Below are 25,102 nucleotides of genomic sequence, written 5' to 3'. Positions count from 1 at the left end.
ATGAAGTACGTAATTGGTGTTGATTTAGGCACAAGTGCAGTTAAAATCTTGCTCATTAATGAAAAAGGTGATGTCGTCCAGGAAGTTTCAAAGTCGTATCCTTTAATCCAGGAAAAGTCGGGATATAGTGAACAAAATCCCCAGGATTGGGTAGATCAAACGACTTTAGGGCTAGCTGAGCTCATGAATGCTTTTAAGGGAAATCCTGAAGAAATAGAGGGGATTAGTTTTTCTGGACAAATGCATGGGCTTGTTTTACTCGATGGAAACAACGAAGTATTACGTCCTGCCATTCTGTGGAATGATACCCGGACAACGGCACAATGTGAGCAGATTTATGATGTAGTTGGTGAGGAACGTTTATTAGCCATCACAAAAAATCCAGCGTTAGAAGGCTTTACTTTACCTAAAATATTGTGGGTGAAAGAACATGAGCCAGCTGTATATAATCAAGCAAAGACATTTCTACTTCCAAAGGATTACTTGCGCTACAAGCTTACTGGAAAGCTGCAAATGGAGTACTCGGATGCGGCAGGGACGCTGTTATTAAATATTAGTGAAAAAGAGTGGAGTACAGACATCTGCGAGTTACTTGAAATTGATCCAAGTATTTGTCCGCCACTCGTGAACTCTGATGAGGAAGTAGGCATGATTACTGCTGATTTTGCGGCAGCTACGGGTCTTTCGGACACTACACGTGTATTTGCTGGTGGGGCTGACAATGCCTGTGGAGCAATTGGCTCGGGCATTTTAGAGGATGGAAAAACACTTTGTAGTATTGGGACATCAGGTGTTGTTTTATCCTATGAAGCGAGTGATGACAAGAATTTTGAAGGCAAGGTTCACTATTTTAATCATAGTGCGCCAGATGCTTTTTATACAATGGGTGTGACGCTTTCGGCTGGCCATAGTTTAACGTGGTTCAAGGATGTTTTTGCAGCGGATGAATCCTTTGATGAGTTGCTAGCGGATGTCGGGTCTGTTCCTGTGGGAGCAAATGGGTTATTGTTTACCCCTTATGTAGTCGGTGAAAGGACGCCCCATGCTGATGCCGCGATTCGTGCTAGTTTTATAGGTATGGATAGTGCCCATCAACGCAAAGATTTTGTGCGTGCAGTACTTGAAGGTATCACATTTTCACTGAATGAATCCATTGCTATTTTCCGAAGTAGTGGGAAAGAAATCGATACAATTGTTTCCATTGGTGGCGGTGCAAAAAATGAAGTATGGCTTCAAATGCAAGCAGATATTTTTGACGCTACAATTGTAAGACTTGAAAGTGAGCAGGGCCCAGGCATGGGGGCCGCTATGCTAGCAGCCTATGGATGCGGATGGTTTGATTCGCTACAGCAATGTGCAGCTACATTTTTAAAGATCGACAAACAATTTGTACCCAACCAAGACAATGTGGCGAAATATCAAAAACTATTTACTCTTTATCAAGCTGTGTATGGTCAAACAAAAGATATTAACGACAAACTTGTAGCATTTCGAAGGTAATACTGTTAGGCGCCAGCTAATTAGTTGGTGCCTAATTTTATTTTCTAGTATTGTATCGTATGGTTTGTGCTGCTTCATGCATTTGAGAATAATATATGCTTACCTAATTGAATAATGGGAATATTTGTGCTAAATTATAGATAAGCTGTTCTATGAAAACTGAAGATAAGGGCTTCTAGCAGGAAATACATCCGTCAGATAAAATTTCTAACGCGTAATAATCGGTCTGGGACGCCCTATTATTACAATATCTAAACTAGGAATAGACAAAATGGAGAAAACAATAAACCCTATACGGTTTTCGGAGGGGCAGAGATATACGTTGCATCTTGAGTGAAGTGTTCTGTCTCGATGTACAATGATCGGAAAAATATTCGAAGGAGGAGTGAGTATGTTGAAAAGAATCCGCATAATTTTTACAAAATCCCAATTATCTTTACTATTAGCAATCGCAATGATCTTAGGTTTACTATCTCCACTTATGTCGCAACCCGCACAGGCTGAAATCGTAAGATCGGCGCAAATCGAGAAAGTAATCGGGGTTGTTCATATTCAAAAAGCTGGTGGCGTTAAGCAGATTCGTGCATACGAAGGTATGGTTCTGTACCGCGGAGATCATATTCAAACGGAGGCGAATTCAAGCATGGTTTTCCAAGTACCTGGCCGCGGGGGGACTATCACAGTTGAGGAAAACTCACGGCTGTATATCTCCGATTTGCGGAATGATTCAGGAAAGGTGAAAACAAGCTTTTTCATTTGGAACGGCTCAATATGGGTACAGGCATCTACTCTCACCAACTCGGAAGATGAATTCAAAATCGAGACACCAGATGCTTTCATGAACGTTAGAGGCACGACTCTGCTCGTAGGCGTGGATCCGACTACTGGGGAATCTAAATTTTTTATTGCTTCGGGTATAGGGGTTGTGAATAAGAAAGGTGAGGGACAGCCAGATAACAGTGTAACCTTATATCCAAATGAGCAAATCAATCTGGACAAAGATACCCATTCCGATGATTATGAAGACTATAAGAATATAGCAGATCTAAACGATTTAATAGCGAATACGAGCACTGCGATTATCGAAGCTATTATTGCCAGCAAAGCGGCAATGGACCAAGAGAATGAACAATATATCGAGAACCTTAGAGAGCAGCAAGGTGGCACGGGTGGAACAAACCAAGAGGTGATTGATCGAATCAATCAAAATCTTGATAATCTCGTTGGAAATATCATTAATAATGCGATTAAGCAAAATAAAGTAGATGAGGCAGCAATTAAAGCGTTCATTGAGCAAATTAATGAACAATTAGATAAGAAGCTTGATCTTGATAATATTAAGGCGCCGGAGCTATCGGCTCAGGAGAAGGCAAAACAAGCTCAGATCAATCTGTTAAATGAACAACGCAAGCAGAAACAAGAAGTGGAGAAGCTGAAGCAGGAAGCGCATAAGAAACAGAATGAAGAATTGCAGAAGAAATTAAAAGAGCAACTTGAGAAGCAGAAGGAAGCGAAGGAAAAGGCAGCAGAAGCCGCGAAGCAGAGAGCTGCCGAAGAGTTCGCGAAGAAGCTCGCAAATGATGCCGCCAGGTTAGCATTCCAAGCGAAACAGGAAGCCTTAGCCGCGGAGAAGGCAAAACAGGAAGCCGCCGCTAAAGGTGCAGTTGACGCACCCGCACCTGTTTCACAACCATCTAATGATACTGGATCAGATCCAGTTGAAGAAAATCCGGGTGAAGAAGATTCAGGTGAAGAAAATCCAACATTACCGCTATTAACGATTGTTAGCCCAACAGCTGCCATCTTTAGTAATAGCACTAGTCAAGATATAGTCGTGCAAACAAAGGCAGGGACGACACTACAGCTCTATAATGGTGATACACTCGTCGCCGTCGAGGCTGAGATAAGTGAAGGTGATATGACGACAATCTTCACTTTTACAGTCTCCGAATTAGAGGAAGGTATTTATAACTTTACTGTAAAGGCTATAGATGAAGCAGATAATGAAGTGGTTCAAATAGTCCCTTCCATTCATATCGACACAACAGCGCCAATCATCGAGAATGTTTGGGGTGACAACGAAAGCCCATTTCCTAGGCTAGCCCAAATCCACGTTACAGCTGAGAGGGGGGCATTTATTGAAATACTCAATGATAACATCTTCGTTGCATCGGGAACGGGTGATGGGGATAATCAGATTACTATCACCTTGCCCCAGCTAGATATAGGTAATTATCTTTTTACAATTCGAGTAACAGATGCGGCAGGTAATGTAACCACTTGGGACGAAGAATACCCATTAAACGTCTATTCTAGTGAGCCCTAAACAAATTAAAGTCTAATCAAAGAAGCATCCAGTTGACGACGTGGATGCTTCTTTTTTGGAACGTATAAGTAATTTGTCTCGTCCAGCACTGAATTCTGCTCTTGCTTATTCGTTATAAGAAAAGGGCAATTGGAACAAATTAATCCATACAAACTATAAAATCGGCTTTCACAGTAGCATTCAAGGGAAGGGGGCGGCTTCAAAAAATTCCTTGGGAAATAAAAGGGGTGAATTGTGTTCCTATTCCTATTCCTTCATCCCAATACAATCTCATTGCAACTATCAAAAACAGTCTTAACGTAAGGTGTTTCTTATTTCATTAAAAAAGTGAGGGTAAGCCATGAACATTTCGTATAAATTGATGTCTTCAGTAAGCTTTGAAGAAGCACATGTCCTATTTAATCGTGGATTTGAAGGCTATTTAGTGCCGATGAATTTATCTTTTGATACATTCGTCAGTCGTTTTGGGAATGATGGATTATCTCCGGCATTATCCATCGTTGCATATGATGGAACAGATCCAATTGGCTTTGTGCTCCAAGGAATTAGAGAAGTGGATGGTCAAAAGATTTCTTGGAATGGTGGAACAGGAATTATTCCAGAATATAGAGGCAGGAAATTGGGGTATTCCTTGATGGTGGAAGCGGAAAAAATCATAAAGGAACGTAATGTTTCTGTAGCGACCTTAGAGGCGCTTTCTGAAAATAAGGCAGCTATCTCTTTATATGAAAAATGTGGTTACAAAGTAGAGGACGATTTACTCTTTTTACGTGCAAATGAAATGTTAGATAGTAAGGAACCGGATCTTACTGGCTATGAAATGAAAAGAATTCCGGCTACCCAATCGATTGGCTCAGATTTATTTCCATCGATTGTCCCTTGGCAAACGGATGCTAGTAACACGCCGAAAATAGGTGGGGAAGCTGTGGTGATTTCAAAGAATGGAGAGGTGCAGGCAGCTTGTCTGATTCGAAAAAAATGTGTGTATGGCGATAAGGCGGAAAGCATTACGTTATTTCAGGTGAAGGAAAATGGGAATGAGGATGCACTAAGTAAGCTACTTGCTTATGCATTAGAATATGACCAATCGATCAATCGTACAACGTATAATTTTTTAAAAGGAAATGGTCGTGTCGTTTCGTCTTTGCTGGCAAGTGGTTTTGAAAAAACGACAATATCACAAGTTTTCATGACAAAATTTTACTGAAATAGCTAGTCGGTCACGCGAAATAATTGAAGCACCTATTCGTTCATGTTATGTTAATTGAATAGCAATAGACCCTTTTCGACTATACATACATTGGAGGAAATACATGGAGTTCATTAGTAACCAACTGTTAAAAATGGAAGTGGATCCTACCTTAGTTCGGTATCTTTCCACTATCATTATGATCTTTTTTATAATTATTGTTTGTGTGCTTGCCAATTTTATCGCAAAAAAGGTAGTTATCCAAATCATTACGCGCATTGTGAAAAACACGAAATTTAAGTGGGATGATATTCTTTTAGAGCGAAAGGTTTTCCATAGGTTATCGCATATTGTACCTGCGATTATCCTGCATTACTTTTCGTCAACCTTCCCAGCCTATCAGCAGTTGATTGAAAAAGGGGTAATTGCTTACCTCATTATCATGGGGTTAATCATTATCAATACCGTATTAAATGTGGTTAATGATATTTATCAAACGTATGAAGTAGCTAAGACCAAGCCAGTCAAGGGTTATATTCAGGTTGTTAAAATTATAATCGTCACTGTCGGGATCATTTTGGTGATTGCGAATTTGATGGATAAAAGCCCATTTATTTTGCTAAGTGGGATTGGTGCTCTTTCCGCCGTGCTCATGTTAGTGTTTAGAGATTCGTTACTAGGTCTTGTTGCAGGAGTCCAGCTGACGACTAATGATATGGTCCGCGTAGGTGATTGGATTGAAATGCCTAAATATGAGGCAGATGGAGATATTATTGATATTTCATTAAATACAGTCATGGTGCAAAACTGGGATAAAACAATTACGATGATTCCAAGCTATGCGCTAATATCCGATTCCTTTAAAAACTGGCGTGGAATGCAAAATTCGGGTGGGCGACGGATAAAACGATCGTTATTTATCGATACAACGAGTATTTCATTTTGCAGCGCAGAGACGATTGAGCATTTGAAAAATATCCATTACATTTCGGATTATCTCACGACTAGGGAACGCGAAATTGCGGAGTACAATATCCACAATGAAATTAATCAAAGCAATCCAGTGAACGGAAGAGCCCTTACAAATATTGGTGTATTTAGGGCGTATATCAGTAATTACCTCCAACATCACCCTGGTATTAATCAAGAAATGACCTTGATGGTGAGACAGTTAGCACCTAGTGAGCATGGGCTGCCCATCGAAATATACGGATTTACAAATGATATCCGATGGGCCGTGTACGAAACGGTTCAAGCAGATATTTTTGACCACCTTTTTGCCGTAGCTTCCGAGTTCGGACTTCGGATATTCCAGATTCCATCTGGGAATGATTTGAAATCTATTGGATTAGCTGATTCAAATCGATAATATATTCATGAGATTGAACATTACTGATGAATGCTAATGGCCACAATTACTGAAGAACATTTGGTGATTGTGGCTTTTTCGTTGTTTTCATTATGTTCCCTCAGCGTCTGTATTATCCGAATATACGGTTAACTTTCATGCGATTTTCATAAAAAATGCCAAATAAATTCTGATATAAAAAAATCATTGCACAATTCGGAAAGGTCATGCTAGAATAAGGCAACAATCTACTTCAAGGCGAGATAGACAAAGCCTTAACGGGGAGAAGTGATTGTACATTTTTTAGTAGGTAAGTTATTAGAAGAATCTGGGGGTAGTATGATGAAGAATTTATTTGCCAAATGGAACCAAATAAGCTTAGTAAAAAGGATTGTTATCGGTATTATTGTTGGTATTATTTTAGCTTTAATCGTTCCTAATGTAAGTGGAATCTCGATTTTGGGTTCTTTATTTGTCGGTGCATTAAAGGCAGTTGCACCAATCTTGGTTTTATTCTTAGTGATGCACGCGATTGCGGCGCATAAAAGTGGTACGAAAACGAATATGAAATCGATTCTGGGGCTATATGGGATAGGTACACTCCTAGCAGGAGTTGTCGCTGTTGCTGCAAGCTTTATGTTCCCTGTCACACTCACACTGACAACAGGAGCAGAAAATCTTTCTCCTCCAGAAGGTATTTTGGAAGTTTTACAAACATTACTATTTAACATAGTTGCCAATCCAATTGATGCATTAATCAGTGCCAACTATCTAGGAATATTAATGTGGGCAGTTGTTCTTGGGCTTGCATTGAAACATGCTAATCAAAATACGAAAGATGTATTAGGCAATTTTTCGGATGCCATTACTAAAGTCGTACAATGGATCATTAATTTAGCACCAATTGGAATTTTGGGTCTTGTTTTTGACGCAATTGTAACAACTGGTTTTTCTGCTTTAAAAGTGTACGGTGAATTGATTTTAATTTTAGTGGGATGTATGTTATTTATCGCATTTGTTATGAATCCGATAATCGTATACATCTATACGCGGAAAAATCCGTATCCACTTGTTTTAATGGTGTTAAGAGAAAGCGGTATCACAGCATTCTTTACACGGAGTTCAGCTGCAAATATTCCAGTAAACATGAAATTGGCTGAAAAACTTGGGTTGGATGAGGATACGTATGCAGTATCCATCCCTCTAGGTGCTACGATTAATATGGCTGGTGCAGCGGTTACAATTTCTGTACTAACGCTTGCAACTGTCCATACACTCGGCATTGAGGTTGACTTTATGACTGCACTTTTACTTTCTGTTGTGGCTGCTGTCTCTGCTGCAGGTGCTTCAGGTGTTCCAGGCGGATCACTATTACTAATCCCACTAGCATGTGCTTTGTTTGGGGTTCCAAGTGATATTGCGATGCAAGTCGTCGGTGTCGGCTTTATCATCGGGGTTATTCAGGATTCTTGTGAAACGGCATTGAATTCATCTTCTGACGTATTGTTCACAGCTACAGCTGAATATGCCCAAGAACGTAAAGAAGGTAAACCGGTTTCTATGATGACTTGGGGATTTAAACAAAAGTAAGAAATAATTGAACAGCCATGATTCCCGAAGATAAATTCGGTGATCATGGCTTTTTTCTATGAATGATTCTGGGAGCATTCTATTTAACAATCGTTATCGGACAGTCCACATGCTTCATGACTTTGTGACTGACGCTACCTAGTACCATTTCTTGCAGCGTATTTAAGCCGCGACTCCCGATGACAAGCTGGTCAATGTGCTCTGCATTCACGTACTTGATAATTTCTTGACTAGGATTTCCTTTTAACATGGTCATCTTCGTCTTCACTTCGGCATCAGCTGCTAGCTCTACAATAGGATGTATTTTTTGCTCGCGTTTTAATGTTAAGCTCTCAGGGCTTTGTGCTAACAGACGTTCATCTTTTGCTTTATTATAATCGGATACATAAATAATTTCTAAATGCGCATCAGGTAAGCATTTGCAAAGTGTAATCGCAAGTTTGGCTGCACGTAAAGCATTATCGGACCCATCAATGGCTACAGCAATTCTCATATGAATTCCTCCTTTATGTTAACTGCTCGTACAATTGTTTACTTGAAGAATTTAGGCCTTGAATCTGTACCTTCACACCTTTTTGCTCAAGCTTTTGTTTCACTTTAACGATTGCACCGACTGCCGATTCATCCCATAGCTGACTGTTTTCAAAATTAATGACAATGTCCTTTTTAGTAACATCATCAAATGACTGCATAAACTTTGTAGTGGAGGCGAAAAACAAAGGCCCTTTTACTTTATATTCATCCTCATCATATGTGACTGTCACACGAGAAATTTTGGCAACAAAAAATAATGCACTGAATACAACACCCATCACAACACCAATTGCTAAGTTATGCGTATATAAAATAATGACAACTGTCAGGAGCATAACGAGGGATTCCGATTTAGGCGCTTGCTTGAGGAACTTAAACGAACCCCAATTAAATGTTGTAAAACTCACCATAATCATAACCCCAACAAGAACAGGCATCGGAATTTTAACCACAACATCACCTAAAACGATAATTAAAAACATCAGAAATACACCCGCGGTCAATGTTGATAGACGTCCTCGTCCGCCTGACTTCATATTGATAATGGACTGGCCAATCAAAGCACAGCCTGCCATTCCACCGAAAAAGCCAGTGATAAAGTTGGCGATTCCTTGTCCACGCGCTTCTTTATTTTTATTGCTCGGCGTATCCGTCATATCATCCAATACTTGAGATGTCAGTAATGACTCCAATAAACCGACAATGGATAATGCCAAAGCATAAGGAAAGATAATTTTTAACGTTTCAAAGTTAAGCGGGATATCTGGGAGGAAAAATATCGGCAATGAATTTGGCATTGTTCCCAAATCGCCAATCGTTTGTAACTTGACACCACTTAGGAGTGCAATACTTGTCATCACGACAATTGCAATAAGAGGCGCGGGAATAGCTGTGAAAAATCGTGGAATTGCATACACTAAAATTAATGTAATCAGCGCAAATACATAGGTCATACTAGTTGACCCCAGTAAATAGGGCATTTGTGTTATAAAAATCATAATCCCCAGTGCATTCACAAATCCAAGCATGACGGAGTTTGGGATGAAGCGCATTAAATTCGCAACACCGAGTCCGCCGAGAATTAATTGAATAATTCCTGTTAAAATTGTGGCTGCTAGTACATATTGTAGGCCATGATTCGCCATTAAGCTGACGAGTACCAAAGCCATCGCACCTGTCGCAGCTGAAATTAAACCAGGTCGCCCCCCTACAAATGCAGTAATGACCGCAATCGTAAATGAAGCATATAACGCGACACGTGGATCTACACCTACAATGAATGCAAAAGCCAACGCTTCAGGAATGAGTGCAAGTCCCACAACGATACCTGCTAAAATATCGGCACGTATATTCCCAAACCATTGTTGTTTTAAAGTATACATACTGTTCCCCTTTCATGATGTTCGATCGCATAAAAATATGCTGTTGTTACTATCATAACATCTTTAATCCTCCTCATTAACAAATGAACTTTTTCTGTGTTTGAGTACTATCGAAATCTGCCTAAATGCTTTATTAACATAATTATGGTATATTTCAGAATATGAGAGGGGTGAGTGAGGGCTGTGTTAGTAAAGAAATCATCGGATTTTGGGGAGAAAAATGGCGTTTCTTTTTTGAATGGGAAAGTGAAATTCCAAGGTGTCTCCTTGAATGTATACAGTTATGTGGCAGATGGTGTGTTGATTGATACAGGATCGCAGTCTTTGCGTCAGCATTTTGAGCCTTTTATTGATAAGGCGGATTTTGACCAAGTGATGATCACGCATTTTCATGAGGACCATACGGGCTGTGCGGCCTATGTGGAAAAAACGAAGAAGTTACCGATTTATATTAATGAAAAAACAATTGACTACTGTGCACAACGGGCCAATTATCCTTTGTATCGCCAACTGTTTTGGGGAAGAAGAAAGCCGTTTCAAGCGAAAGTGATGCCTGACACATTTACATCTAGAAATGCGACATGGGATGCCATTGATACACCAGGTCATGCGTATGACCACAAAGCGTTCTTGAATCGGGAAACGGGCCAATTATTTACGGGGGATTTATATGTGAATGAAAAGACGAGAGTCATCTTGGAAGAAGAAAGTGTTCCTACTATTATTCAATCATTAGAGCGGGTGTTGACGTATGATTTTCAAGAGGTATTTTGCAATCACAAAGGTTTTGTTGAAGACGGACGATCTGCGCTAGAGAGGAAATTAAACAATCTATTAGCCCTTCAACAGGATGTGCTAGCTTTGCACGAACAGGGCAATCCAGCTACTGAAATTTGTAAGAAGCTATTTCCCCGGAAATACCCGATTGTCAAATTTTCAAACGGGGAATGGGATTCTATACATATTATTACATCGATTGTGAAAGAGCTTTAACTAATGCGTAGTAGCAGGAAAGAAAAAATGCCCAACGCTAAAACGAACTGTTGTAGCGTTAGGCATTTTTTAAGCTAGGAAAGGTAATAAAGAACCTCCGACAATTCCGGCGACCACGACAATCCAAGGCGGTAACTTCCAATACGCCAGCATACTAAACAAAATAGCTGCTAAAGCGAAGTCTGCAGGTACTAAGATTGCACTCGTCCAAATTGGAAAATAAAAGGCCGAGATGAGTATCCCGATTACCGCAGCATTGACACCCATAATAGCACCTTTAATGGTAGGATTGCTTCGTAATCGATCCCAAAATGGCAGTGCTCCTAAAATGAGCAGGAAGGCGGGCAAAAATACCGCAAACGTTGCGACCAAACCACCTTGCCAGCCCTTCATGACAGTTCCTAAATAAGCAGCGAATGTAAATAGAGGACCAGGAACTGCTTGTGTAGCCCCATATCCCGCTAGAAATGCCTCCCCACTCAACCAGCCAGTCGATACCAATTCCTGTTCTAATAAAGGCAACACGACATGCCCACCACCGAATACTAACGAACCAGAGCGGTAAAAACTATCAAACATAGCTACCCAATAGGAGCCAGAAATCTCCCGTAAAACGGGTAATAAAAATAGTAAACCAAAAAATAATGTTAGACAAATGATCGAAATAGTTTTTGAAATTGGAAATGTAGAACTGACTTCATGCTGGCGATCATGCTGTTTAAATAATAAAAATCCGACAAGTGCCGCAAGCAAAATGACAGCAATTTGGGTAAAAGCCGTTTGCCAAAGAAGTGTTCCTAGTAGAGCACATAAAGCAATTGTTTTTCGCTTTACATCAGGCGCCAAGCCTTTAGCCATTCCAATAATGGCATGGGCAACGATGGCTACAGCGACAATTTTTAAGCCGTGCAACCAGCCGGCATTTCCAACGTCAAACCCAGTAAGCAATAAGGCGAAAAGAATAAGTGCAATAACTGAGGGCATTGTAAAGCCAATAAAAGAGACGATGCCACCTAAGACGCCAGCACGCATTACGCCTATCCCAATGCCGACCTGGCTACTAGCAGGCCCAGGTAAAAATTGTGCTAACGCGACTAAATCCGCATAACTTTTTTCATCCATCCACTTTCTTCTGCGGACGTATTCCTCATGGAAATAGCCTAAATGCGCGGTAGGTCCGCCAAAAGAGGTCAGGCCGAGTCGTGTTGACACTAGTAATATTTCTAACAGTGTTTTGAATCGATTGGTTATAGTCATGGTAATCTCCTTTTATATTCATGTGAGTTACATGAATATAGCATTGTTCTCGCAAACCTCCAAGTATCATATAGAAATTTACACAATCTTAATGGTGTGCCGACTAGTATTTTATTAATTAGGAGGAAATTTTTCAAAGAGCAATATTTTTGACTATATACCTATAGGGGTATATAGTGGTGTCATAGTATTTTATCTTTATTCAGCAGAAGACTCTTATCGCTATAGGTGGTGAGGTGAACGCGATTTTGTTTTTCTGTTTGGTGGGTGTTAAAGGCCAGCTGAAGAAAGATAGGGCCTCCGGCGGATGTCACAGATTTTGAAAGGAGTTAATCGAGCTTGCTCGATTCAAAATCTGGACGCAATTACCGCCGAGGCGTAATTGATTATAAGGAAGGGGATGACGGAATTGAGTAAGAAAGTTGTAGTGATAGGAGGCGTAGCTGGAGGTGCCTCGACGGCAGCGCGTATTCGACGTATGGATGAACAAGCGGAAATTATCATGTTTGAAAAAGGACCCCATGTATCCTTTTCAAATTGCTCTTTGCCCTTTCATTTAAGTGGCATTGTTGAAAATAGTGAAAAGCTCATCTTGATGGATCCGGTCGCCTTTAAATCAAAATATAATATCGAAGCCCGTGTTCAGCAAGAAGTCCTATCGATTAATCGTGAAGCTAAGACAGTGACAGTGACAAATGTAGTCACAGGAGAAGAGTATGAGGAGCACTACGATACGTTGGTGCTATCACCGGGAGCGAGCCCGATTGTGCCTACTATAGAAGGTGTTCATGCTCCACATGTATTTACAATACGTAATGTAGTAGATATAGAGCGATTACATCAATTTGTACAAATGAATGATATTGATAATATCGCAGTGATTGGCGGTGGATTCATCGGTGTAGAAGTCGCTGAAAACTTACGGTTAGCGGGACGCGATGTCTCACTGATTGAGTTTGCGGATCAAATTATGATGCCATTTGATAATGATATGGTACAAATTTTGCATAAGGAAATGATGGATAAAGGTGTTGAGGTGATTGTTGGTGATGGGCTTACGAAAGTGGCGGACACGCATGTGGAGTTAAACTCAGGCAAAATAGTGAAAGCACAAGCGGTTATCCTTGCGGTAGGCGTACGTCCAGAGACAAGGCTTGCGAAAGAAGCGGGCTTGGAGATTGGGGAACTTGGCGGTATCAAAGTAGATGCGAATTATAGGACGAATGATCCTTCTATTTATGCCGTAGGTGATGCCATTGAAGTGTATCATCAATTATTACGTAAACCAACGCGATTAGCACTTGCTGGACCAGCTCAACGTCAAGCACGTGCAGCAGCAGATCATATGTATGGTATTCCTCATCAAAATATGGGGGTCATTGGTTCGTCAAGTATTCAAATCTTTGATTTGGCTTGTGCATCGACGGGGCTTAATGAAAAAGTAGCGAAACAGGCGGGGATTCAAGCGGATAGCGTGTATATAATTGCGCCAGACAAAGTTGGTTTGATGCCAAATAGTAACCCACTCCATTTCAAATTAGTATTTGAAGTGCCGACGGGTAAAATTTTAGGTGCTCAGGCGATTGGAAAAGGAAATGCAGATAAGCGTATAGATGTCATTGCGACACTGATTATGATGGGAGGAACGTTGGAGGACCTAAAAGAGCTAGAGTTAACGTACTCACCGATGTTTAGCACGGCAAAGGATGTCGTGAATCTAGCAGCACTTGTTGCTCTAAATGTTTTATATGGTCGCTTTAAGCAAATCCACGTATCCGAAGTCCGTGAATTGGTAGAACAAAACGCGGTTATTATCGACGTTCGTGAAAAAGGTGAATTTGCAAATGGCCATCTAGTGAATGCACGCAATGTTCCACTTAGTGAATTACGCGAGCGCATGGATGAAATACCAAAAGATGTACCTGTATATGTTCACTGTCGTTCTGCCCAACGTAGTTATAATGCAGTAATGGCACTACAGAACAGTGGGTATACAAGTGTCGTCAATATTTCTGGCTCGTTTTTAGGAATTTGTTTATATGAATATTATCATGATGTAACAACAGGTCGCGAACCAATTGTGACAGCATATAATTTTAACTAACTCAATTGGTGTGTAGTGAGAAAAGATAAAAATAGAAGCACCAGTTCATTCAATAACGGATAGCTGGTGTTTTTCGAATGGAAGACAATAAAAAAAGACAGCCTACTTTACGTAGAAGACCGTCATTCGACTATCAAATTATTGGTCTGGGCTTAATAAAAATACATCACGTTCAATTACAGCGACTTTATGTTTTAAGTATCTGATGTCCTTGGTCAAGTCATCTCGAACTTCAATTGTAAAGTTCCTCAAAGTGTTCAGCGAGCCCATACATGCGCATATCGATTGTATCGAGTCTTAAATCAACTGCATCGAATCTGCTATCAACAGCGTCGAATCGTTCATTCATTTGCGTTTGCATACCATCCATCTGTGATTGCATTTTTTCAAGCATTTCAATTATTTTGCTCTCCATGTAAAATCACCTTCACGTCTTTTAGTATACAATAGATTATAGAGATTCACACGTACAATATGAACAAAAACTAATTGCTGTGTAATTAGAAAGACGGAGGAATGATAATGAAGAAACGAAGGGAAGCTACGCCTAAATATTTAGCAGTGATGTCCATTATTTGGGGAATGCTTGTGATTATTCAAAGTGCACAAGTTATGTACACACCCTATCCATTTGTGAGAGTGATAAACTTAATAGCTATCATCTTTTTATCTGCAGCAATAGGTGCTTTTGTTAGGGAGATATTTGTTTTGAAGAATAAAGAAAAAATATGATTTTTCAAGCAGTATTTGATGTCTTTTTTGTTCGTTTAGTTTTATTTATTGACAACATACCTGCCGGGGTATAATATGTGGGTGTACAGAAGGGAGTGTGTGGGCAATGGAGTATGATAACAAGGTCACAAACCGTGTCAAACGTTTAGAAGGTCAGCTTCGAGGTATTCTACGTATGATGGAAGAAGGAAAAGATTGCAAGGAAGTCATTACGCAACTGTCAGCTGTACGTTCTGGCGTAGATCGTACCATTGGCGTTATCGTTAGTGAAAATTTAGTAGAGTGTGTGCAAAATGCAGAAGGTGATCAATCAAAAATGAATGAGTTCGTGCAAGAAGCAGTCAATCTACTTGTGAAAAGCCGATAATTTTCGGCTTATATTTTTAATCAATTTAATACCCATACGGGTATAGGTAAATGGAGATGACGGAATGGATAAGAAAAGAACAACCATCGTTTTATTTAGTGGAGATTATGATAGGGCAATGGCGGCGTATATTATTGCAAATGGTGCAGCTGCCTATGATCATGAAGTGACAATATTTCATACATTTTGGGGCATCAATGCACTACGAAAACAAGAGCATGTACCCGTGAAAAAAGGTTTTTTAGAGAAAATGTTTGGACGTATGATGCCGCGTGGAGCAGAAAAGCTGGGGCTATCGAAGATGCAAATGGCGGGTATGGGCCCTGAAATGATTAAGCATGTCATGAAAAAGCATAATGCATTGACATTAACGCAGTTAATTGAAATGGCACAGGAACAAGACATTAAAATGGTATCGTGCACGATGACAATGGATCTGCTAGGTTTACAACAGGAAGAGCTATTGGACGGCGTACAGTATGCTGGTGTTGCCGCTTATTTAGCGGATGCAGAAAATGGAAATGTGAATTTATTCATCTAAATAGACGAGGAGAGTCAAAATGGAAATAGCTATTGTAGTCGGCTTGGTCATTGTATTTATCGTTTGGCGCATGATGCCGGCAAAAGGGATTCAAACGATTTCAACGGACCAACTAAAAGGAATTGTTGGCGATCAAGATAAAATATTTGTCGATGTTCGAACGCCGGCTGAATATAAAGGGCGTAACATTCGTCAATTTAAAAATATGCCACTTGGCTCAGATTTTTCGAAGTTGCCGAAGGACAAAGGAATTATTGTCATTTGTCAAAGTGGTATGCGGAGCAGTCAAGCTTGTAAGCAATTAAAAAAATTAGGATATAGCAATGTAACGAATGTCCGTGGTGGCATGAGTGCATGGAGAGGATGAGTAGAGTGAAGGAAATTACAGTACAAGAACTGGCATTCAAAATGGTAAATGGTGAGGCATTAAACCTAATCGATGTACGCGAAGTAGCGGAAGTACAAGAAGGACATATTGAAGGAATTACTAATATTCCACTAGGTTTGCTCGAATTCCGTATGCATGAACTTGATAAAAAGAAGCCGTACATTCTGATATGCCGTTCAGGTGGACGAAGTGGTCAAGCGACTGCGTTGTTACAAGATCAAGGCTTTGACGTAACGAATATGGTAGGTGGCATGATGGCATGGGAAAGTGAAGCCGATCTTGATTAAATGAGGGTTGAGGAGGATTTCGCATGACAATTAAAGCAGATGTACAGGTGGATGCAAAGGGATTGGCTTGTCCAATGCCAATCGTTAAAACAAAAAAGGTAATGGCAACGCTAGTAGATGGACAAATTTTAGAAGTCATTGCAACAGATAAGGGATCAAAGGCAGACTTAGCTGCTTGGGCTGAAGCAGTGGGTCATCAATATATCGGTACGACAGAGCAAGGCGATGTGATGATGCACTACATCCGCAAATGTTCAGCCGATGAATTGATTGAAAAAACGTTTGAACAAACGATTTCTACTGATAAGATTGTTGCACGTGCAGCTAATGGCGGCATTATTTTAGATGTTCGCGAGGAAGCAGAATTTGCATTTGGACACATCGCAGGAGCGAAATCGATCCCGATGGGGGAATTGGAGGCGCGTCTGAGTGAACTAGAAAAAGGACAAGAAATTTATGTGGTTTGTCGTACAGGTAAACGTAGCGATTTAGCAGCGCAAAAATTAGAAAAAAACGGTTTTACAAACGTATACAATGTCCTACCAGGTATGGCTGCTTGGTCAGGCGATTTAATAAAAATAGTCTAATGACTATGAAAGACTGCGTGAAAGGGTGGAACAGCTCTTTCACTAAAAAATCTCGAAAATAATACCTACGGGGGTAAAAAGATGGCAGTAAATAAATGGACCGCGGCAGATGTTGCACGCAAAGTTATCGATAACAAAGAATTATTCATTTTGGACGTACGTAACGCAGATGCATTCGCAGATTGGAAAATTGAGGGCCATCAATTCGAATACGTCAACATTCCCTATTTCGAACTATTAGACGGCGTAGATGAGATTCTTCCTCAAATTCCAACCGATAAAGATGTACTTGTTGTCTGTGCGAAAGAAGGTTCGTCAATTATGGTAGCTGATATGCTAGCAGAAGAAGGGCAAGAAGTTAGTTACTTAGCGGGGGGTATGAAGTCTTGGAGCACGTACCTTGAGCCAATCAAAGTAGGCGATTTAGCGAATGGCGGCGAGCTATATCAATTCGTTCGTTTAGGAAAAGGCTGTCTTTCCTATATGGTGATTTCTGAAGGGGAAGCAGCAATTATTGATGCTGTTCGCTTTACTGAAGTATTTATAAACTTTGCGGCGGAGAAAAATGTCACCATCAAGCATGTGTTTGATACGCATTTACACGCAGATCATATTTCAGGCGGTCGCCATATCGCTGAAGCAACAGGTGCAACGTACTACTTACCATCGAAAGATGCAGAAGAAGTCGTGTTTGATTATACAGCACTTGAAGATGGTTTAACCGTACAAATTGGTACATCCAAAATGGAGGTAGGCGCCATTTATTCACCAGGTCATACGATTGGTTCTACTTCGTTTATAGTAGATGAACAATATTTGCTGACAGGTGACATTTTATTTGTCGATTCCATTGGTCGCCCTGATTTGGCAGGTCTGGCTGAAGACTGGGTAGGCGATTTACGTGAAACACTATATAGCCGTTACCGTGAATTGGCGGATGACCTAATCGTGTTGCCAGCCCATTTCATGATCATTGAAGAGTTAAATGAGGATGGAACAGTGGCAAAACGCTTAGGTGACCTATTCGTAGAAAATCATGGTTTAACTATTGAGGATGAAGTGACGTTCCGAAGTATGGTGACAGCTAACCTACCACCACAACCGAATGCTTATCAAGAAATCCGTCAAGTGAATATGGGGAAAATCACACCAGATAACGACGAGCAAACAGCTATGGAAATTGGGCCAAACCGATGTGCAGTACGTTAAAGAAATAGGTACACTGACAAAACTAAAATTTGAAATGGAGATTGTAAAAATGAATGCAAACAACATACTAGACGCAAAAGAATTAGCCTGTCCAATGCCAATTGTTCGTACAAAAAAAACAATGGCTGCAATGGCTTCAGGTGAAGTATTGGAAGTACATGTCACAGATAAAGGTGCTGCAGTCGATTTCCCAGCATGGGCAAATGCAGGTGGCCATGAGATTTTGGAGCAAACAGATGATGCTGGTGTACTAAAAATCTTTATTAAAAAAGCGTAATGGAATCGGCGGGTTTTCGAATTTCGAAACCCGCCATCTTTATAAGGAAGAAGGAAAGAATTGTGGATATTATATTTATAGTGATTATATTTTTAATAGGATTTATCGGCTCTTTTCTATCGGGTATGCTAGGCGTCGGTGGTTCCATTATTAAATATCCAATGCTGCTTTACATCCCACCCTTATTTGGCTTAGCCGCTTTTTCGGCGCATGAAGTATCGGGCATTAGTGCGGTCCAAGTATTATTTGCTTCACTTGCGGGTGTTTGGGCTTACCGTAAAGGGGGCTACTTAAATAAATCACTTATCATTTATATGGGTGGTTCGATTTTAGTCGGAAGCTTTATCGGAAGTTTTGGCTCGTCCTTTTTATCAGAACAAAGTGTGAATGTTGTGTATGGAGTGCTGGCAACAATTGCGGCCATTATGATGTTTATTCCGAAGAAACAGGTGGATGACAAACCCTTATATGAAGTAACATTTAATAAGCCGTTAGCTGCCATTTTGGCGTTAATTGTTGGCGTTGGGTCTGGTATTGTCGGGGCTGCAGGGGGATTTTTGCTTGTGCCTATTATGCTTGTCGTCCTGAACATTCCAACGCGTATGACAATCGCAACGAGTCTCGCTGTTACATTTATTTCTTCCATTGGAGGGAGTATCGGTAAGCTCATGACAGGACAAGTCGATTACTGGCCGGCGTTCATAATGATTATTGCTAGTCTCATTGCGGCTCCGCTTGGCGCGAAAATCGGGAAAATGTTGAATACAAAGATTTTACAAGTCATTTTAGCAGTACTTATTTTAGCAACCGCCGTTAAAATTTGGATTGATATTATTTGACTAGGGATAAAAAGGGTGGGACTGTCCAATAAGTACGAAGGAACTTTTTTTATAGAGGGATTACATTTGCTTACTGTTTATGATTGGAGTGGAGGTGGCGGCGACTCCAGTGGGAATAGCATGAGCTGAAGACCCCGCAGCGGGGCAGATGCCTTAATTTCCGCGAAGTACGCAGAAATACGGCCAATCGAACCCTTTGCTGTTCGATTGGCTGAAGCCATGCCCACGGAAAGCGTCCGCCACCGGAACGGAAATCATGATTCATACCATTGAAAAGGGCTGCCGACTTGTCATTTTGACTTTTCGGACAGCCCCATCTTTTTTATGAAAGAAATAATCTATTCACTTGCACACATAAGCAGTTGGTTATATGATAATTAAGAAACGGAGGGATGGTCCGTGAAGACAGATATGCAAAGAGCATCACAATTACTAAAATTGCTTGGCGATCAAACGCGTTTAACGATGATGAAATTACTGCAGTCGCATGATTGTTGTGTCTGTGAGTTTACTGCGATGTTCAATATGAGTCAACCAGCGATTAGTCAACATTTGCGAAAATTGCGAGATATTGAATTAGTGAAAGAAACGCGCAAAGGAAAATGGATTTTTTATTCGATTAATGAAGATCATGACGATTATCCATTTATACAAAATGTCCTTGAACAACTGCCTGGACAGGATGAAATGGTTATTGATTTGGAAGCGCAAGGTTTGCGCATCTGTTGTGAGTAAAGGGAGGACGTAAGGTGTTTTTAACGATAATGGCGGTATTGATTTTCATTGTTACACTTATATTTGTTATTTGGCAGCCGCGGAATTTATCGATTGGCTGGTCTGCTTGTGGTGGGGCGATTGTTGCTTTGCTAGTGGGTGTTGTTAATTTTCAAGATGTCATAGATGTCACGGGAATTGTCTGGAATGCGACGCTTGCTTTTGTTGCCATTATTATTATTTCTTTAATTTTAGATGAGATTGGTTTCTTTGAGTGGTCGGCTTTACATATGGCGCGCTTTGCGAAAGGCTCGGGCGTTCGTATGTTCATTTACGTGAGCATTCTTGGTGCGGTGGTGGCTGCTTTATTCGCGAATGATGGGGCTGCGTTGATACTGACGCCGATTGTGCTGGCGATGGTACGGAATTTGAATTTTAGTGAAAAGATGATTTTTCCTTTTATTATGGCGAGTGGGTTTATTGCAGATACGACTTCGTTACCTTTAGTTGTGAGTAACTTAGTTAATATTGTTTCCGCTGACTTTTTCGGCATTGGTTTTGTTGAATATGCATCGCGGATGATTGTGCCGAACTTATTCGCGTTAGTGGCGAGTATTGTCGTGTTATATTTGTTTTTCCGTAAAAGTATTCCTGGAAAGTACGATGTGGCAGATGTGAAAAAACCTAAAGATGCGATTAAAGATCATCGGATGTTTCGTTTATCCTGGGTTATTTTAGGGGTATTATTGGTTGGTTATTTTTCAAGCGGGCTGATAGGGATTCCTGTTTCAGTAATTGCGGGTACTGTGGCCATATTTTTCTTAGTAATGGCGCAAAGAAGTCCCGCCGTTGAGACGAAGCAAGTGCTAAAAGGGGCTCCTTGGGCCATCGTGTTCTTCTCGATTGGAATGTATGTTGTGGTCTATGGTTTGCGCAATGCGGGTCTGACGAGTGTGCTCTCGGATGTTATTCAATTGGCAGCTGACCAAGGATTATTTGTTGCCACGATGTCAATGGGCTTTATTGCCGCGTTTTTATCATCCATCATGAATAATATGCCGACGGTTATGATTGATGCCTTGGCGATTGCGGAAACGAATACGACTGGTACGATTCGTGAGGCATTGATTTATGCCAACGTGATTGGCTCAGATTTAGGTCCAAAGATTACGCCGATTGGTTCGTTAGCTACTTTGTTATGGCTACATGTCCTGTCGCAAAAAGGTGTAAAAATTGCTTGGGGTACTTACTTTAAAATCGGTATTATTTTAACGATACCTACACTTTTAGTGACTTTAATTGGGTTGTATATATGGTTGTTGATTATATAAATTAATTGCAGAAGAGGGGATTTAATCATGTCAAAAAAGACATTGTATTTCTTGTGTACGGGTAATTCTTGTCGGAGTCAGATGGCTGAAGGTTGGGGGAAAAAGGTTCTTGGTGATGAATGGCAAGTGCTTAGTGCAGGAATTGAAGCGCATGGCGTTAACCCTAGTGCGGTGAAGGCGATGAATGAGGTGAGTATTGATATTACGACTCAAACGTCGGATATCATTGATCCACAAATTTTACACAATGCAGATTTTGTCGTTACGCTTTGTGGCGATGCAGCTGATAAGTGCCCGATGACACCGCCTCATGTTAAACGTGCTCATTGGGGATTTGATGATCCAGCAAAGGCAGGAGGAACAGATGAAGAAAAATGGGCATTTTTCCAGCGTGTGCGTGATGAAATTGGTGTGAGAATTACGCAATTTGCTGAAACAGGGGAATAAGTAAATAAGAGATATTTTTATAGAGAACAGTAAGTAGATGTGTCTGGCTATCAAAAGACTTGGAGTTGGTTGATAGCCAGACACCTAATTATCCTTGGGCAGCTGTTAGGACAAGAGTGGCTAGAAAATTCTGGTGATATAGTTGAGTTATCTTGTACTACTTATTCTTTACCAAAAATTAAGACGTGTTCTTTATCATATGCATTTATCAATACTGGAAACTTCACCCCATCTTCAAAAACCTGGTACCATAGCAAGATTCTGTCAAATTTAAACATATTAGGCTGAATATCGTTATCACCAGTAATTAAAATCGAGTGAACATCCTCAGAAGCTAGTCCCCATAATAGCGTATTACCAGATGATACCCAACTTAATGGTATGTTATCATATGGAAACTCATTTAAAATTATTCTTCCCGCTTCAACTTCAACAATATTTAAGTCATCATCAATTTTTGCATACCTTAAATTTTGATTGTCTTTGAAGAACATTAAGTTATTATTGTTATCAATAAATAACACCTCAGTGCAAGTTACTCCCTTTGCACTTATATCTTCACAAATTTTTTCATGAAATGTAGAAGAACTATTTAATAAATATAGTGCTCCTAAACTGATTAATATCAATACTAAAAGTACCCACCATTTTCTATTTTTCAAACTCCCAACTCCTCACTTAAACTTGTTGTAATAATTTAATAAAGCCAACTTTTTCATTAATACTTTTTTAATAAATTTAGGAATGCGTCTTGAAATCAATGCAAATGCAGAGATTTACAATGAAAAAGCACATTAGAACTATGTCAATATCCTGCACATTTAAAGTCAAGTCTATTTCTGGTCGTCATCGATGTTGAAAATGAATAGCTTTTGCCCTACCTTAATTGTAAAACAAGAACGGAAGCCTAGTTAGAACAGCTGGCTCTAATTGTATTAAAACATGTAATACCCGCAAGCCATTTCTCATTGAGAATTGTCGTTTCAAACCCTTGTTCTAACAGGTTTTCACAAACTTCTACTTGTCACTGGAAGAGGATGATCGTAATATATTCACGATCGTCGAAAGAACGTCTAACTGTTTCATGATTCGCTTAACTTGATGCCTACCGACTTATACTCTCCACATTTTAACTGATTTGTGTACAAACTAGCAACAACCATCAAGAGAAATTATCCTCTTAATGGTTGTCATAAATTTTATTTACCTATGATTAGATTACTATACCTATGGACTAATTTAAACAACTATGTTAGAAACGAATTCCTGAATAATTTGTTGTAGTCCAGCCGCTACCCGAGGAGAAATTTAGTCCAATTCCTGATACACTAATACTAACTCCGTTAATAGTTACTTTATTCCAAGTATGGTCATATCGTGAATTGAAATTAACTAGTTTTCCAACAGGTTTAGCGTTATAGAATCGGAAAAACATCCACGATGTACCTTTATGAGCAGTATAAGTAGCCCCATTTGAATTATCGTCAAACACTATATGATATCCATGAGCAGATGCTTCGGTAGATTTACTTGGCCAATATTTATTTCCCCTAGTATCCCATGTACTAACATGAGTATCGAAAAGTGAAAGTACTTCCTGAGTAACACCAATTCCGACTCCATCTCTTCCTGTGTTATCGATGTCACCGTTAGCTTGATTCCAAATCCAGTTAGTTGTAGCAACATATGATTGAGAGTCATTGTCGTAATAAACGGTTGGTTTATCTATAGCTGCTTGGGTTTTACTTGAGAACGGTTGCATTAGTGGACTATCATTTTCATGTCCAATCTTTTCAAGTCCTACAATTTCAAGAGAGTTGTTATCGTAGTACTCTAATTTATTATTAACCTCATTAAACTTAGACAATATATTCATGGATACTACACCGAATTTTTCTTGTTTTTCAACCTCTTTCTTAGCTAATTCAGCTTTAAAATTTAATTCTTGCAGAACATCGAAATAATTATTAATCTCGTCAGTACGCTTGGACAATATTTCTTGAAATTCAATAGGTAATGTACTTAAATCCACTTTTCCAGCTGGTAACTCTAAGTCTTTATAACTATCATTTGCAAGAACTTGTGAAGGCAATAAGAGTGCCAATCCTAGTACGCCAGCTAATAGTTTCTTCTTCATAAATAATAACCTCCATTATGATTTATATTTTAAAACGTTTTAAAGGAATAATTATTTACCATCCATCCTTTACTAAGAATTGAAAAGGAGCCTCCAAATCCTGTGGCTCCAACAGAGAGTCCAGTTAGATTAGAACCCTCCCAATTATGAGCGTACTGGCCATTGAAGTTCACTGTTTTACCAAGAGGTGTACCATTGTAGAATCGAAAGAACATCCATGAGTTCCCTGTATGCGCCGAATAACCTCTGCCGATTCCATTCATATGCATATCCTCGAATTCTTGGTAATAACCGTGTTTCGAAGTTATTGAGTTATAAAGTGGGAAATATTTATTTCCATAATTGTCCCATGTAGTTACATGATCAGATATTACGGAGACCATTTCTTGATTTACCCTTAATCCAAAACCGTCGTCTCCTTTGTTGTTCCTATCACCGTTGATTGAAAGCCAATTCCAACCACTAGATAACACATAACTAGCTACATCATTATCATAGTAAAGTGTTGGAGCCTTTACACTTGCCTGCTTACTAGTTGATAAAGGCTGAATTAATAAATTTTGGTTATCGTTTACAATTTTCTTTAGTCCTACAATTTCTAAAGAATTGTTTTCATAGTATTCCAGTTTAGTAGAAATATCATTAAAACGAGCCAGAGAATGAGTTGTTGCTATTCCTTTTAACAACTCATTGCTTGCCAGTTCTTTTTGAATACGTAGTTCTTCTAGATTCTCCAGATAATCATTAACCTCTTTTGTACGCTTGGACAATTTTTCTTGAAATTCAACAGGTAATGTACTTAAATCCACTTGTCCAGCCGGAAATTCTAGGTCTGAAAAATCTTCATTCGCAAGAGCTTGTGTAGGCATCAAGAGTGTCAATGCTAATACACTGGCAAATATTTTTCTCATAGTCTCTTACCCCCATAATTTAATTTTGAATGATTCAGAGTAATTATTTACCTGTACCAATTAACCATAAATCTAATAACGAGATTAGTATTTCACTCATATTATCCCCTCC

General features: G+C 39.7%; 26 protein-coding genes. 19 read left to right on the top strand and 7 right to left on the bottom strand.

From position 1 onward, the window contains the following. The 5 genes from xylB to sstT all read left to right on the top strand — a co-directional run bounded on the left by xylB (position 1) and on the right by sstT (position 7,953). Positions 1 to 1,500, top strand: coding sequence for a xylulokinase (gene xylB, locus MKZ10_RS16475; protein WP_342506009.1), 1,500 nt, complete (start codon positions 1 to 3; stop codon positions 1,498 to 1,500). Between the two features lie 391 nt (positions 1,501 to 1,891). Then, positions 1,892 to 3,826, top strand: coding sequence for a FecR domain-containing protein (locus tag MKZ10_RS16470; protein WP_342506007.1), 1,935 nt, complete (start codon positions 1,892 to 1,894; stop codon positions 3,824 to 3,826). Positions 3,827 to 4,166: 340 nt separating this feature from the next. After that, the gene (locus MKZ10_RS16465; RefSeq protein ID WP_342506005.1) at positions 4,167 to 5,033 is read left to right on the top strand and encodes a GNAT family N-acetyltransferase; all 867 of its coding nucleotides are present in this window, start codon (positions 4,167 to 4,169) and stop codon (positions 5,031 to 5,033) included. A 106-nt stretch (positions 5,034 to 5,139) separates the two neighbouring features. Then, on the top strand, positions 5,140 to 6,384 hold the full coding sequence (locus MKZ10_RS16460; protein WP_342506003.1) for a mechanosensitive ion channel family protein: 1,245 nt from the start codon (positions 5,140 to 5,142) through the stop codon (positions 6,382 to 6,384). A gap of 321 nt (positions 6,385 to 6,705) precedes the next feature. Further along, entirely contained in the window at positions 6,706 to 7,953 is a 1,248-nt protein-coding gene (gene sstT, locus MKZ10_RS16455) for a serine/threonine transporter SstT (protein ID WP_342510257.1), read from the top strand. Between the two features lie 79 nt (positions 7,954 to 8,032). On the opposite strand, the gene MKZ10_RS16450 is transcribed toward sstT, so the two are convergent. Together MKZ10_RS16450 and MKZ10_RS16445 are read right to left on the bottom strand one after the other, a co-directional pair. Beyond that, positions 8,033 to 8,446 carry a universal stress protein gene (locus MKZ10_RS16450; RefSeq protein WP_342506000.1) on the bottom strand — a complete coding sequence of 138 codons (414 nt, stop codon included), beginning with the start codon at positions 8,444 to 8,446 and terminating at the stop codon, positions 8,033 to 8,035. A 13-nt stretch (positions 8,447 to 8,459) separates the two neighbouring features. Then, on the bottom strand, positions 8,460 to 9,869 hold the full coding sequence (locus MKZ10_RS16445; protein ID WP_342505998.1) for a SulP family inorganic anion transporter: 1,410 nt from the start codon (positions 9,867 to 9,869) through the stop codon (positions 8,460 to 8,462). Between the two features lie 183 nt (positions 9,870 to 10,052). Between MKZ10_RS16445 and MKZ10_RS16440 the strand changes: the two genes are divergently transcribed. Next, complete coding sequence (locus MKZ10_RS16440) at positions 10,053 to 10,862, top strand: MBL fold metallo-hydrolase (protein WP_342505996.1); 810 nt, start codon at positions 10,053 to 10,055, stop codon at positions 10,860 to 10,862. A gap of 69 nt (positions 10,863 to 10,931) precedes the next feature. On the opposite strand, the gene MKZ10_RS16435 is transcribed toward MKZ10_RS16440, so the two are convergent. Next, positions 10,932 to 12,119 (bottom strand): chromate transporter, encoded by a 1,188-nt coding sequence (locus tag MKZ10_RS16435; protein ID WP_342505994.1) that lies wholly within the window; start codon positions 12,117 to 12,119, stop codon positions 10,932 to 10,934. 409 nt (positions 12,120 to 12,528) lie between these two features. Between MKZ10_RS16435 and MKZ10_RS16430 the strand changes: the two genes are divergently transcribed. Further along, positions 12,529 to 14,223 carry an FAD-dependent oxidoreductase gene (locus MKZ10_RS16430; protein WP_342505992.1) on the top strand — a complete coding sequence of 565 codons (1,695 nt, stop codon included), beginning with the start codon at positions 12,529 to 12,531 and terminating at the stop codon, positions 14,221 to 14,223. A 232-nt stretch (positions 14,224 to 14,455) separates the two neighbouring features. Here the strand turns inward: MKZ10_RS16430 and MKZ10_RS16425 are convergent, their stop codons facing one another. Further along, a complete protein-coding gene (locus MKZ10_RS16425) occupies positions 14,456 to 14,638 on the bottom strand; it encodes a hypothetical protein (protein WP_342505991.1) in 183 nt (60 codons plus the stop codon). 107 nt (positions 14,639 to 14,745) lie between these two features. Here MKZ10_RS16425 and MKZ10_RS16420 point away from each other — a divergent pair, with 107 nt between their 5' ends. From MKZ10_RS16420 to arsC, 12 genes are all read left to right on the top strand, one after another. Then, positions 14,746 to 14,955: a hypothetical protein gene (locus MKZ10_RS16420; RefSeq protein ID WP_342505989.1), complete on the top strand. Its 210-nt coding sequence runs from the start codon at positions 14,746 to 14,748 to the stop codon at positions 14,953 to 14,955. Positions 14,956 to 15,061: 106 nt separating this feature from the next. After that, positions 15,062 to 15,322, top strand: coding sequence for a metal-sensitive transcriptional regulator (locus tag MKZ10_RS16415; protein WP_342505988.1), 261 nt, complete (start codon positions 15,062 to 15,064; stop codon positions 15,320 to 15,322). 64 nt (positions 15,323 to 15,386) lie between these two features. Then, on the top strand, positions 15,387 to 15,863 hold the full coding sequence (locus MKZ10_RS16410) for a DsrE/DsrF/DrsH-like family protein (RefSeq protein WP_342505987.1): 477 nt from the start codon (positions 15,387 to 15,389) through the stop codon (positions 15,861 to 15,863). 19 nt (positions 15,864 to 15,882) lie between these two features. Continuing rightward, on the top strand, positions 15,883 to 16,230 hold the full coding sequence (locus MKZ10_RS16405; RefSeq protein WP_342505986.1) for a rhodanese-like domain-containing protein: 348 nt from the start codon (positions 15,883 to 15,885) through the stop codon (positions 16,228 to 16,230). Positions 16,231 to 16,235: 5 nt separating this feature from the next. Beyond that, entirely contained in the window at positions 16,236 to 16,538 is a 303-nt protein-coding gene (locus tag MKZ10_RS16400) for a rhodanese-like domain-containing protein (RefSeq protein ID WP_342505985.1), read from the top strand. Positions 16,539 to 16,561: 23 nt separating this feature from the next. After that, positions 16,562 to 17,125 carry a sulfurtransferase TusA family protein gene (locus tag MKZ10_RS16395; protein WP_342505984.1) on the top strand — a complete coding sequence of 188 codons (564 nt, stop codon included), beginning with the start codon at positions 16,562 to 16,564 and terminating at the stop codon, positions 17,123 to 17,125. Positions 17,126 to 17,206: 81 nt separating this feature from the next. Then, positions 17,207 to 18,334: an MBL fold metallo-hydrolase gene (locus MKZ10_RS16390; RefSeq protein WP_342505983.1), complete on the top strand. Its 1,128-nt coding sequence runs from the start codon at positions 17,207 to 17,209 to the stop codon at positions 18,332 to 18,334. A gap of 49 nt (positions 18,335 to 18,383) precedes the next feature. Next, positions 18,384 to 18,611, top strand: a complete 228-nt coding sequence (locus MKZ10_RS16385; protein ID WP_342505982.1) for a sulfurtransferase TusA family protein — start codon at positions 18,384 to 18,386, stop codon at positions 18,609 to 18,611. Positions 18,612 to 18,673: 62 nt separating this feature from the next. Then, positions 18,674 to 19,450 (top strand): sulfite exporter TauE/SafE family protein, encoded by a 777-nt coding sequence (locus tag MKZ10_RS16380; protein WP_342505981.1) that lies wholly within the window; start codon positions 18,674 to 18,676, stop codon positions 19,448 to 19,450. Between the two features lie 411 nt (positions 19,451 to 19,861). Next, entirely contained in the window at positions 19,862 to 20,185 is a 324-nt protein-coding gene (locus tag MKZ10_RS16375) for a metalloregulator ArsR/SmtB family transcription factor (RefSeq protein WP_342510255.1), read from the top strand. 14 nt (positions 20,186 to 20,199) lie between these two features. Further along, positions 20,200 to 21,495, top strand: a complete 1,296-nt coding sequence (locus MKZ10_RS16370; RefSeq protein WP_342505980.1) for an arsenic transporter — start codon at positions 20,200 to 20,202, stop codon at positions 21,493 to 21,495. A gap of 27 nt (positions 21,496 to 21,522) precedes the next feature. Next, positions 21,523 to 21,942: an arsenate reductase (thioredoxin) gene (arsC, locus tag MKZ10_RS16365; RefSeq protein WP_342505979.1), complete on the top strand. Its 420-nt coding sequence runs from the start codon at positions 21,523 to 21,525 to the stop codon at positions 21,940 to 21,942. A gap of 161 nt (positions 21,943 to 22,103) precedes the next feature. On the opposite strand, the gene MKZ10_RS16360 is transcribed toward arsC, so the two are convergent. The 3 genes from MKZ10_RS16360 to MKZ10_RS16350 all read right to left on the bottom strand — a co-directional run bounded on the left by MKZ10_RS16360 (position 22,104) and on the right by MKZ10_RS16350 (position 24,990). Beyond that, on the bottom strand, positions 22,104 to 22,604 hold the full coding sequence (locus MKZ10_RS16360; RefSeq protein WP_342505978.1) for a hypothetical protein: 501 nt from the start codon (positions 22,602 to 22,604) through the stop codon (positions 22,104 to 22,106). A 590-nt stretch (positions 22,605 to 23,194) separates the two neighbouring features. Beyond that, positions 23,195 to 24,079, bottom strand: a complete 885-nt coding sequence (locus MKZ10_RS16355; protein ID WP_342505977.1) for a hypothetical protein — start codon at positions 24,077 to 24,079, stop codon at positions 23,195 to 23,197. Between the two features lie 29 nt (positions 24,080 to 24,108). Beyond that, a complete protein-coding gene (locus MKZ10_RS16350) occupies positions 24,109 to 24,990 on the bottom strand; it encodes a hypothetical protein (RefSeq protein ID WP_342505976.1) in 882 nt (293 codons plus the stop codon). Positions 24,991 to 25,102 lie beyond the last annotated feature (112 nt).

Origin of the sequence: Sporosarcina sp. FSL K6-2383, from assembly GCF_038618305.1 — a bacterium.
Classification (GTDB): domain Bacteria; phylum Bacillota; class Bacilli; order Bacillales_A; family Planococcaceae; genus Sporosarcina.
The sequence above is the reverse complement of the archived record's forward strand: the minus strand, read 5'-3'. Positions and strand labels throughout refer to the sequence as shown.